This window comes from Flavobacterium ponti, from assembly GCF_042652765.1.
In the GTDB taxonomy this organism is placed as follows: Bacteria; Bacteroidota; Bacteroidia; order Flavobacteriales; family Flavobacteriaceae; genus Flavobacterium; species Flavobacterium ponti.
Window position 1 is genome coordinate 168,007 of the sequence record NZ_JBHSGW010000001.1, and the last position, 12,142, is coordinate 180,148.

General features: G+C 29.0%; 12 protein-coding genes. 2 read left to right on the plus strand and 10 right to left on the minus strand.

The features are described 5' to 3' along the window. The first annotated feature begins 140 nt into the window (after positions 1–140). The gene (locus tag ACFO3U_RS00710; protein WP_379737465.1) at positions 141–773 is read left to right on the plus strand and encodes a hypothetical protein; all 633 of its coding nucleotides are present in this window, start codon (positions 141–143) and stop codon (positions 771–773) included. An 8-nt stretch (positions 774–781) separates the two neighbouring features. Next, a complete protein-coding gene (locus ACFO3U_RS00715) occupies positions 782–2,635 on the plus strand; it encodes a hypothetical protein (protein WP_379737467.1) in 1,854 nt (617 codons plus the stop codon). Positions 2,636–2,691: 56 nt separating this feature from the next. On the opposite strand, the gene hemF is transcribed toward ACFO3U_RS00715, so the two are convergent. From hemF to ACFO3U_RS00765, 10 genes are all read right to left on the minus strand, one after another. Next, positions 2,692–3,594, minus strand: a complete 903-nt coding sequence (hemF, locus tag ACFO3U_RS00720; RefSeq protein WP_379737469.1) for an oxygen-dependent coproporphyrinogen oxidase — start codon at positions 3,592–3,594, stop codon at positions 2,692–2,694. A gap of 104 nt (positions 3,595–3,698) precedes the next feature. Beyond that, a complete protein-coding gene (locus ACFO3U_RS00725) occupies positions 3,699–4,250 on the minus strand; it encodes a transposase (protein WP_379737470.1) in 552 nt (183 codons plus the stop codon). 51 nt (positions 4,251–4,301) lie between these two features. Beyond that, the gene (gene hemE, locus ACFO3U_RS00730; protein WP_379737472.1) at positions 4,302–5,327 is read right to left on the minus strand and encodes a uroporphyrinogen decarboxylase; all 1,026 of its coding nucleotides are present in this window, start codon (positions 5,325–5,327) and stop codon (positions 4,302–4,304) included. Positions 5,328–5,370: 43 nt separating this feature from the next. Then, positions 5,371–6,027 carry a uroporphyrinogen-III synthase gene (locus ACFO3U_RS00735; RefSeq protein ID WP_379737474.1) on the minus strand — a complete coding sequence of 219 codons (657 nt, stop codon included), beginning with the start codon at positions 6,025–6,027 and terminating at the stop codon, positions 5,371–5,373. A gap of 3 nt (positions 6,028–6,030) precedes the next feature. Continuing rightward, positions 6,031–6,738, minus strand: coding sequence for a potassium channel family protein (locus tag ACFO3U_RS00740; protein WP_379737476.1), 708 nt, complete (start codon positions 6,736–6,738; stop codon positions 6,031–6,033). Between the two features lie 11 nt (positions 6,739–6,749). Further along, positions 6,750–8,492 carry a TrkH family potassium uptake protein gene (locus ACFO3U_RS00745; protein WP_379737478.1) on the minus strand — a complete coding sequence of 581 codons (1,743 nt, stop codon included), beginning with the start codon at positions 8,490–8,492 and terminating at the stop codon, positions 6,750–6,752. Between the two features lie 11 nt (positions 8,493–8,503). Beyond that, positions 8,504–9,427, minus strand: coding sequence for a hydroxymethylbilane synthase (hemC, locus tag ACFO3U_RS00750; protein ID WP_379737479.1), 924 nt, complete (start codon positions 9,425–9,427; stop codon positions 8,504–8,506). A gap of 34 nt (positions 9,428–9,461) precedes the next feature. Then, positions 9,462–10,724: a glutamyl-tRNA reductase gene (gene hemA / locus ACFO3U_RS00755; RefSeq protein ID WP_379737481.1), complete on the minus strand. Its 1,263-nt coding sequence runs from the start codon at positions 10,722–10,724 to the stop codon at positions 9,462–9,464. Positions 10,725–11,083: 359 nt separating this feature from the next. Next, the gene (locus ACFO3U_RS00760; protein WP_379737483.1) at positions 11,084–11,689 is read right to left on the minus strand and encodes a hypothetical protein; all 606 of its coding nucleotides are present in this window, start codon (positions 11,687–11,689) and stop codon (positions 11,084–11,086) included. A 17-nt stretch (positions 11,690–11,706) separates the two neighbouring features. Next, positions 11,707–12,141, minus strand: a complete 435-nt coding sequence (locus ACFO3U_RS00765; protein ID WP_379737485.1) for a hypothetical protein — start codon at positions 12,139–12,141, stop codon at positions 11,707–11,709. Between the last annotated feature and the right edge of the window lies 1 nt (position 12,142).

Consider the following 12,142-nt stretch of genomic DNA (forward strand, 5'->3'; position numbering starts at 1 on the left):
GATACAAAGATAAAAATACTAATTCTTATTGAGTCTTTAATAAAACTTAAATTTAAAATTTAGGTATTAAAGTTTCAATAAAAAGTAAAACCAGAACTTTGAAATTATTTTTGTTAAAAATAAAATCATATTTTTGGCCTATGAAAAAAATTTGCGTTTTATTTCTGTGTATTTTCTTATCAAGCTGTTTTCAAGTAACAGAGAAAATAAACCATAAGGCTAATCAAAGTGGTGATTATAGCTTGGTTATTGATTTCTCTGACTCTTGGATAAAAACTAGAGCAGCCATTATGTTAGGTGAAGTTGATGGTGAAAAAATACCAAGTGAAGCAGAAATGAAACAAAAATTAGCTCAATTTAGAAGTGATGCTTCCAAAATAAAAGGTGCTACAAAAATTTCTACTTCTTATGATTTTAGCAATTATATTTTCAAATTAAATTTTAGCTACGATTCTATTGAAACTTTGAATGCAGTTTTAAATACTATTGATAAAGAAACAAAACTTGATCATTTTAAAGAATCAAACGGAAAATTTGAACGAATAGCTTCTTATCCTATTCCAGAAAAGCTAAAAGAAAAAGAAGACAAAAAAGAAGATTTGCAAGAAGCAAAAATTACGGCTGTTTATAGTTTTGACAAAGAAGTAAAAACGGTTCAAAATGCCAATAGCAAATTATCAAAATCAAAAAAAACTGTTTTTTTGAAACATAATGTTTGGAGTGTTTTAAATGACAACAGCTTGATGAATAACACAATTAGTTTTACACCTTAATATTTAACATGAAAAAATTCTACGCTCTATTATTGTTGGTACCTTTCTTTGTTTTCAGCCAAAACAACAAAGAAAATTATGATTATTTTGTTCAGTTTAATACGAATCAGTTTGCTAAAAAAGTAAATATTGATAGTTTGTTTAGTCACAAATTATTCAAAAGTTTTAACAAACAAAATTCAGATTTTAAATTAAAAGATTTTGTTTCTCTTTTGGATAAATCTAAAAACGCAACAATTCACGGAACATTTAAAGACAGTATTTCTTATACCCAAATTACGCTTCCAATTGTAGATGAAAAGAAAACTACTGAATTAATACAACGTATGATTCAGAAAAATCAAGCTTCAAAAAATGATAAAATTGTAAAAAAATCTAACTATTCAATGTATTCACCAGCAAATGAAGATTACTCGTTGGCTTGGAATAAAAAAGTTTTGGTTATTTATGTTAGTTATGATACTAAGCCAAAGAATTATTATAGAAATAATCCTTACGGAGAAGCTTATGAAGTTGAAGAAACTGTTTATGATGAGTCTTATGATGAAGAAGCAATTGAGGTTGAAGAAGTGAAGATTGAAAGTACAGAAATCTTAGAAGAAGATTATGATGCTGTTGAAGTTGTTGAAGTTGAAGCAGAAGAAATGGAAGAAGACTATGATGATTATTATGACGATGAGTACTTTAAAAAAATGAGAGAGGAAAACGAAAAAAGAATAGCAGAAGAAAGAAAATTAAAACATGAAAGACAATCTGATGAAATTGCTAAAATGTTTAAAAAAGGATTAGATATACCAACTTCTTCAAAAGTAAACAAAGAGGCTGATATTTCAGCTTGGATGGATTATCAAGCTTTGACTGGGAAAATGACTTCTTTGTATGCTTTTTTTGGTAAAATGACTCCAAATGCAATTCCTTATGAGTTAACTTATAGTGTAAAAGGAATGAATATGGATATGTTTTTTGAAAATGACAAAGCTAGAGTTACACAAACACTTGAATATACAGAGCCTTTAGCAAATGTGATGAAAAAAGTGATTTCAAGAAAACCTAACGAGAACATTTATAAGTATTTTCCAAAAAATGAACCTTTAGGATATTTTACTTATCACATGAGTACAGCAGAAATTCTAAAAAATTATCCAGCAATTATTGAACAATCATTTTCGGCTTTACCTATCGAGAAAGAAGGAATTGATATTGTAATGGATTTGATGACAACCATTGTTGATGAAGAAGCTACAGCAACCCTAATGGATGGAGATTTTGCTATGTTCTTTCATGGAATGGAGAAGTTTAACTACACTTTTAAAACGGTTGAATATGATGATGATTATGAAGAGATTGAAGTGGAAAAAACCATTGAAAAAAACAAGCCAGTTTTTTCAGTGATTTTAACATCAACTCATCCAAAAATGAGCGAAAAATTATTGAAATTAGGATTAAAGAAAGATGTATTGGTACAAGAAAACGGAAATTATAAAATAAAAGGTACGAATGAATTTGGAGATATGTTTATCATGAAAGAAGGTGATGTCCTTGTCTTTACAAATGGAATAAACTACTTAACCAAAGGTTCTCCATCGGATTTTTCTAAAAGAATGGCAAAAGAATCTGCGGATTATTATTTTTCAGGAAACTTCAATATCCAAGATTTTATCAAAAGTTATATGTTAGTAGAGGATTTTGGAAGAGATACTGCAAAAGCATTGCGAGTAGCAGATCAATTTAGAAATATTGAAATGAAATCATCCAATAAATTAGATGGAAATACCATGAAAGTAGAAATGAATTTGAATTCTAATTTTTCAAACAAAAACATTATTTTACAAACCTTAGATTTAATTGATTATATGAATTAATCTAATGGAAATTGAACTAAATAAGAGCAGTAGTTATTCAATTACTGCTCTTTTTTTTAAACCCATTCTTTAGGATTCATTAGTATTTGAAGTAGCTTTTCTTCTTCGCTTCCTTTTTCAGGATGATGGTCATAAATCCACTGAACATGTGGTGGCAAACTCATTAGAATACTTTCAATTCGACCGTTAGTTTTTAGTCCAAAAAGTGTTCCTTTATCATGAACTAAATTGAATTCTACATAACGACCACGACGAATTTCTTGCCAATTCTTTTGAACATCTGTATAAGATAAATCTTTGCGTTTTTCAACAATTGGTAAATAAGCACTCAGGAAACTATTCCCAACTTCAGTCACAAATTTGTACCAATCTTCCATTTTCATTTCAGAAGTTTCTTTGCAATAGTCAAAAAATAATCCTCCAATTCCACGTGCTTCATTCCTATGAGCATTCCAAAAATAATCGTCACATTGTTTTTTGTATTTTGGATAAAATTCAGGATTATGTTTGTCACAAGCGGTTTTACAAGTTTGGTGAAAATGAGTAGCATCGTCTTCAAACAAATAGTATGGTGTTAAATCTTGTCCACCACCAAACCAACTGTTGATTATATTTCCATGATCATCATACATTTCGAAATACCTCCAATTAGCATGAACAGTTGGTACCATTGGACTTTTTGGATGAATAACCAAACTCAATCCACAAGCAAAAAAATCTGCTTCACCAACATTAAAAAGTTTTTGCATAGAATCAGGCAACTTTCCATGAACAGCCGAAATGTTTACTCCACCTTTTTCAAAAACATTTCCGTTTTCAATAACACGCGTTCTTCCACCACCACCTTCTGGTCTACTCCAAAGATCTTCTTTGAAATAGGCTTTTCCATCTATAGTTTCTAAACCTTTGCAGATTTGGTCTTGTAAATTTTGTATGTATGCGTAAAATTTATCTTTCATGTTTCTCTCTCCTGCAAGGTTTTCAAAACCTTGTAGGTGTTTTTTATGTTATTTCTTCTTAAAATATACTGCCCAGTTTTAAAAAACTTTCAGGAAATTAAACTCTATTCAAAAGTATATTTTTCTGTTAATTTATCATTTCTTTCATTATGACAAAAAATAAAATTATCCTTTCCTCCAAATATATCAAGAACTGTTTTTCGTTCAATTTTAGTTTCTTTTTCTAATAAAATAGTTTGATATGAAGAAAACACAAATTCTTTAAAATCCATATCTAAATGATGTTTAGGATTCATATGAACATAAATTATTAAGTTCTTCAAGTATTCTTCATTTTCTAATCGAATTCTTTTAAAATGTTTTTCAAAAAGACTTCCTGTTCTACCAATATGTTTGTTATATGCTTTTGCGTAAGAGTTAAAAAAATTAGAAAAACTTTGTGTAACAATATCAGGTTCAGAATTTATTTTTATAACTAAATGAAAATGATTATCCATTAAACAATAAGCATAAATTGAAATTTGATTCTTTAAATATAACTTTAATTGTTTTAAAAAATATCTTTTATTATCATTGTTAGAAAATATATTAGTAGCATTTATTCCTTTGTTATAAACGTGATAAAACCTGTCTTTTTCTAATACTTCTAACTTCATTTATTAACTCATTATACCTACAAGGTTTTGAAAACCTTGCAGGAAATCAAACTACTGTTTATACTCTTTCACAGCTTCCACAAAGGCCTTAGCATGATCAACAGGAATGTTTGGTAAAATTCCGTGACCTAGATTTACAATGTAATTATCTTTTCCAAAATCATCTATCATCTGATGTACCATTCTCTTGATAACTGGAATTGGAGATAATAATCTTGATGGGTCAAAATTACCTTGTAAGGTCTTCTTTCCACCAGTTAAATATCTTGCATTTCTTGCTGTAATAGTCCAATCTACACCAATTGCTGATGCTTTTGATTTTGCCATTTCGTCTAAAGCAAACCAACAACCTTTTCCGAAAACAATCACTTTTGTTTCTGGTGCTAAAGCTTCTACAATTTGATTCATGTAATTCCATGAAAATTCTTGATAATCTGCTGGAGAAAGCATTCCACCCCAAGAATCAAATACTTGAACCGCATTTACACCATGTTTTACTTTTTCTTTCAAATATAAAATGGTTGTATCTGTGATTTTTTGCAACAATAAATGAGCCGCAACAGGATTTGTAAAACAAAAACCTTTGGCTTTATCAAAACTTTTAGAACCTTTTCCTTCAACAGCATAACAGAAAATTGTCCAAGGTGAACCTGCAAAACCAATTAAAGGCACTTCATTATCAAGTTTTTCTCGAGTCATGTCAATAGCATCCATAACATATCCTAAAGTTTCGTTGATGTCTGGAATAAAAACGTTATCTACATCCGAAGCTTTGCGAATTGGATTGGGTAAAACTGGTCCAATTCCGTCTTCTAGTTCCACATCAATACCCATGGCTTGAGGAATTACTAAAATGTCTGAAAACAAAATAGCAGCATCAGGGTTGATAATTCTAATGGGTTGAACCGTAATTTCAGAGGCTAATTCTGGAGTTTTACATCTGGTGAAAAAATCATATTTTTCTTTGATGGCCATAAATTCTGGTAAATATCTTCCAGCTTGACGCATCATCCAAACTGGTGGTCTTTCAACAGTTTCGTTGTTTAATGCTTTTAAAAATAAATCGTTTTTAATCATTTTTTTTAAGTTTCAAAGGAACTAAGTAACGTAGTTGCTAAGTTTATTTATAATATTTTAGTACTTCTTCAATTACATTTTCAACAGTTGGTTGTGATGCAATTTTTATATTTTCTGTTTTATGTTCTAAGGCTTTTGCGGTTGTGGTTCCAATGCAAAAACAAGTTTGATTTTCTAGTTTATTTTTTGTCAAATAACTATCAACGGCTGATGGACTAAAAAATAATATTCCATCAATTTTTGAAGTTACTTTTTTTGGATTTAAAGTTGTTTCATAAACCACAACTTCATTCCATTTTATATTGTTTTCATTTAATAAATCAGGTAAAGTGTTTCTTCTGATATTTCCTGAAAAAAAAGTAAACGAATTATTTTTATATTTTTCTACAATTATTGAACCCAAATCACTAGCATAATCAGCGGTTTCTTGAACTTTAAAATGATTTTTTTCAAGAAATTTTTTGGTTTTTTGACCTACACAGAATATTTTTTTCTCTTTAACTTGACTTTCTACTTTATGTTTTAAAACACTCTTAACTGAGTTTTTACTAGTAAAAATTACAAATTCGTTTATAGTTTTTACTTGAAAATCAATACTATTTGTTTTGATAAACGGCTTTTCTATTACATTAAAACCAGCATCAGAAAGTCTTTTTTTTGTTGCTTTTTCTAATTTTTTTGTTGAAAGAATAGTTTTCAAAATCTATAATTTTATTTCGCTTTCTTCTTGGTCTTCACAATAGTATGAAATGTCTTTATTGTTTCCATAAACGACCAAAATATCACATTCTTGCAAAACAGTTTCTGGAGTTGGACGACCAATAGTTTCTTTTACAATAGTTTTTTTACCTATTAAATTCTTTTTTTCTCTTTTTCTAATAATGGTGATTAATGTCAAATGATATTTGTCTATGTCATTTAATTCAGCCAATGTTTTTCCATGAAATTCTGGTCGAGATTTTACTTCCGAAATGGTGTAATTATTATCTAATTGATAGTTTTCTAAAGTAGTTTTGAAATTGATTTGCTTAGTTAATCTATCTGCAGAATCTTGTTCAGGATGAATAATACTGTGAATTCCCATAGCTTCCAAAACCGTATCGTGAATAGGAGATAAAGCACGAGAAATGATTTTTACATCCGATAATTTTTTAATAATGGCTGTTGTAATAATAGCAGCACCTTCATTTTCTCCAATGGCTACAACAACTTTGTCTGCATCTTTTAATGGAACAGCATCATAAGCCAATTCATTCGTAGAATCCATACAAATTACATGTGAAATCTTGTCTTTAACCAGATTTACTTTGTCCATTTGTTTATCGATTCCAATTACTTCGTTGCCTGTTTCTGTTAGTGATAACGACAATGACATTCCGAAATTTCCTAATCCAAAAACGATTACTTTCATTTTGTATAGTATTAATTTATCAAAATATTTTCTTTTGGATACTCATAAAATTGATGATTCAATTGACGAAGTATTCCAACCATTAAATTGAGCATTCCAATTCTACCAATAAACATAGTTGCAATGATTACATATTTACTTGGCTCTGTTAAAGTAGGTGTAAAATTTAAACTTAACCCTACCGTACTGTATGCTGAAAAACATTCAAAAACAACAGTTAAAACTGGAGTATCTTTGGGTTCAAATATCAACAATGCCATAATTGCAATTCCAATAACAATTAAGGAAATACATAAAATAGCAAAAGCTCTAGAAGTAGATTCACTTGTAATTCTTCTTCCTAAAATTTGAATTCTAGTTTTTCCCATCGCTACGGCAAATATATTTAAAGTTGCTAATGCAAAGGTACTCGTTTTTATTCCACCACCAGTTGAAGCAGGTGAAGCTCCAATCCACATTAAAAAAATTATGAACAATAATGATGGTACAGTAAATTTTGTAAAATCTACAGTATTAAAACCAGCGGTTCTTGGAGTTACTGCATTAAAAGCAGCATTAGTTATTTTTCCAAAAGAGGTTTCATGCATAAGCAAAGTGTTGTTGTATTCTGAAATATATAAAAACACAAAACCAACAATCAGCAATACTAAAGTAGTATAAAGAACAAGTCTAGTATTTAATGTAATTACTCTAACTTGTTTATGAATTCTGTTTTTATCAAATAACTCTAAAACAAACGTTTTAAGATATTGATAGAAGTTAAATATAATATTATGACCTAATCCTCCAAAAATAATCAATATCATAATAATCCATTGAAAGAAATAATCAAATCGAATGCTATCATCAAATAATCCAGCTGAGAAGATGGAGAAACCAGCATTACAAAATGCAGAAATGGAATGAAAAATAGAAAAGAAGAATTTACTAGTTACTGCATCATTATCTAAAATTGAAAAATAAATAAATATTGCACCAATAAACTCAACAGAAAGTGTGAAAATCACAACATTTAAAGCAGCTCTAAAAACATCTTTTAGACCTTCTGTAGCAATAAAATCTTTTGTATTAAGACCTTCTTTGAACGATGAACTTCCTCTAAAAAAGAAAGCAAAGAAAGAAGTAAATGTTAAAATACCAATTCCACCCAATTGAATTAAAACTAAAATAATAGATTGCCCAATTATGGTAAAATCTTTTGCAGTATCAACAACGGCTAAACCAGTAACACAAACAGCACTTGTAGCCGTAAAAATAGCATTGGTAAATGAAATTCCGTTAGTTGTAGCACTTGGTAGCATTAGTAAAAAGGCACCAGTTAAACCAAGAATCATAAAACTTCCAACAAAAACAATTGCTGGATTAAAATAGATATCATAAATATGTCTAACTAACACCAAAAGTCGTATTAAAAAGTAGAAAATTAATCCACCTTCTAAAATTGGTTTTACTTTTTGCAACATATAAGGAATGCTATAATCTAAATGCACTAGTGCAGTTAATAAAGAAGCAAAAAGTATGGATGATAAAAGTATAATGTTTGCAAAAGCAACCTTTTTATTACTCTTAAATTTATATTTGATAAATTTAAAAAGATTAAATCCTAAAAGAGCAAATGATAAAATAATTAAACCAATTACATGAGGAGAATTATAATTTTCTTCAAAATCATATCCAAAATCAAACACGATAAACAACAAAACAATGATGTCAAAAAATCGGTATAGGTAATTGAGTAATGATTCTTTTTCCATTTTAAGAGTGGTTATTTCACTTTTAATTCAGCTCGAAGTTTGTCCATTAAAGATTTTCCTCCGTTTTCTAAAATTTCTTTGGCACATTCCTGACCAAAATTCAAATAAGAATCAAAATTACAACTTTTTTCAATGGAATACTTTTCTTTTCCATCTAAAGAAAATAAAACACCTTGAAATTCAATTTGTTTACCCTTTTTAACTGCCAAAGCACCAATTGGAGCAGTACAACCACCTTCTAGAGTGCGAAGAAATTGTCTTTCTATAAAAGTGCAAATTTCAGACTCTTTATGGTTTAATTTTGCTAAAGCTTCTTTTGTAAATTCATCATTTTCCATTGCTACAACAACCATTGCTCCTTGAGCAGGAGCTGGAATCATCCAATCTAAATTTAGAAAAGTATCTGGTTTTAAATTAATTCTTTCTAAACCAGCTGCTGCAAATATAGCTCCGTTCCAGTTATTGTCTTTTAACTTTTGCATTCGAGTATTTACATTTCCACGTAAATCTTCTACTTGATGTGTTGGATATTTATGCAACCATTGCGCTTTTCTTCTTAAACTTCCAGAAGCAATTGTACCTTCTGAATTTAAAAAATCAAGATTACCTTTGTGTACTAAAATATCTAATGTATTGGCTCTTTCTAAAACTGCTGCTTGAACAATTCCAATGGGTAAAGTTGTTGGCACATCTTTCATGGAATGCACAGCAATATCAACGTCACCTTTTAGCATGGCAATGTCTAAGGTTTTGGTAAAAATTCCTGTAATTCCTAATTCGTATAAAGGTTTATCAAGTATAATATCACCTGTAGATTTTACTGCGATGATTTCAGTTTTGTAACCTAATTCATGAAGTTTGTTTTGAACTGTGTGAGCTTGCCAAAGAGCTAATTCGCTGTCACGTGTTCCAATGCGTATTTTTTTTTCAATCACTTAGTTGTTTTTTCTAAATTATAGGTAAGAAGATTTAAAAAAATATTTTTTCTTGTTCTAACTTAAATACTTTTTCTATCCATTCAATACCTTCATCCATTGAAGAATCTCCATCTTTTAAATGGTTTACAAAATGATTTGTTATCTTTTGGATAATTCTATTGCTTATTAATTCTGCTTGTTCTTCGTCAAAGTTAGGTAATTTTTTTCGTTGAAAATTCAATTCACCTTCTTTAATAGAATTCAATTTTTCTTTTAATGCTATAATAGTTGGGGCAAATTTTCTGTTTTTCGTCCAAGATAAAAATTCTCCTTTTATTTCATCAATAATAGCTTCAGCATGAGGTATATGTTGTTTTCTTTTTTCTAAAGTTTCATCTGTAATTTGAGATAGATGATCTAGATGAATTAAAGTAACTCCTTCGATTTCTTGTACATTTTCATTTACATTCTTTGGAATAGATAAATCTAAAATTAAAAGTGGTTTTTTTAAATTTAAAAGAGTTTTGTCAATCGTAGGATTTTGAGCTCCAGTAGCTACAACAACAATATCAGCTTTTTGTAATTCAACTTCTAAATCTGAATAGTCTTTAACAATCAAATTTAATTTTTCCCCTAATTTTTCGGCTTTGTCTTTTGTTCTGTTAATTAAAGTGATATGCTCATGCTTAGTATGTTTAACTAAATTTTCGCAAGTATTTCTACCAATTTTACCGGTTCCAAATAATAAAATGTTTTTGGAAGAAATATCTGTTACATTTTTAATAATATATTGAACGGAAGCAAACGATACTGAAGTTGCTCCAGTTGAGATATCAGTTTCTGTTTTGATTTTCTTACTAGCTTGTATTACTGAATTTATTAATCTTTCAAGAAAACTATTAACTAGTCCATTAGATTTGCTTTCAACAAAAGCAGTTTTTAATTGACTAATTATTTCAAAGTCACCAAGAATTTGACTGTCTAAACCAGTTCCAACTCTAAACATGTGATTTACTGCTTCTTGATTTTTGTATATATAAGCTATATCTTGAAACTCTTCTACTGTTCCTTTACTGTTTTCGCAAAGTAATTTAATAAGTTCATACGGATGATTTGCAAAACCATATATTTCAGTTCTATTACATGTTGAAGTAACTATTAACGACTCAATCCCTTCAGCTTCAGCTTGAATTAATAAAGTAGATTTTGCTTGTGAGTTTAAACTAAATTTTCCTCTCATAATTGCATCAGCTTTTTTATAACTAATACCCAATGCATAAAAAGAAGTATGTTTTGCCATTCTAAAATTTTCCATATTTATCCTTATTCTTAAAGATTCAACAAAATTATCTATATACCATATATAAAAGTAACGCTTGAAGGACTTTTTGTATCGCTTAGAGATTATTTTGAAAAAAAAAGTTATTAAAAAAAAATTACGCATGAATCATTATAAAATAAGGAGTTTTTAACTTCATTATATAGAACAATTCTAAATAAACACATTTGTTTTTCTTTTATTTATATACGAAAAAATATCGCTAAGAGTTCTATTGAAGAGAAAATAATTTTATTCTTTTTTATAATGTATTAAATGATTGATATTTAAGTACATGCTTATTTTAAAACAAAAACGCTGTCTTTGAGACAGCGTTTTGTGCTTTCCAAAAAATGTTAATTTTGGACAATTGGAGATCTCAATGATTCTAAAACATCAACGATATCTGAATAAAGTTCTGTATTAGAAGCAACACCATTTGCGTTAGCTGCAGCACCAACATAACCAACAAATTTTGTGTAGTCATTATCTGTTGATTTTACACCCATACGAGCATTCACAGCTGGATCGTGAGCAGAAACCATATCTAAACCTGAATATGTATTAACTGGATTTGTTCCACCTGTGTTAAATGAAAAGAAATCTGTTAAATTATCCACTAATATTGCTAGGTTAGTTGTGTTCCCATTTCCTACTTCTGCTAAAACTGGTGCAAAATGTGCTCCAAGATTCCCAGAAGCATTGTCTTGAACGTCTGCAACAATAAGACCTACTGTTGAGTTAACAACTTTACGGAAAGACAAACGTCCTTGTTCAATCATTTGACCAGCATTGTCTGGGTCAGCAACTAAAGTTGTTCCTCCTAAACGATCATAAATTGAAGCTTCAACAGGTGGATCAACAATTACTACTGGATCTGGATCATCATCTTTGCTACAAGACATGAATGTAGCTGATGCAATAAGAATTACACCGAGTGTAATTTTTGAAAAATTTCTCATACTAATAAAATTTAAGGTTAATTAAAAAATTGATTTATAGATTTAGACATTTTATAACTAAAACTATTTTGGTCTACAGGACATACTTCTTTATTAGCTAAATTAGCTGGTAAGATATATCGCTCTGCTTCATAAGGTCTTTTTTCCATTAATTCGTTGAAAACTTTTTCGGAATTTGTAATTGAGTTGTTGTGAAAGTATACTACAACATTTCTTTTTACAATTATGGAGTCGGTTGTTATACCTTTTATTGTTCTTAAATCAGCACAAATTTGTTTGGCCTGAATAGAATCAATAGTTGATTTAAAATCAATTCGACTAACTTGTAAATTAGCATTTTCATATACTGCTGGTTTAGCGGTTATAATATGAAAAAGTAAAATAGCAATGAATAATACAAATATTCCCACTATTATTAAAAGCCCTTTTTTAACTGTTTTATTTAATTTCATA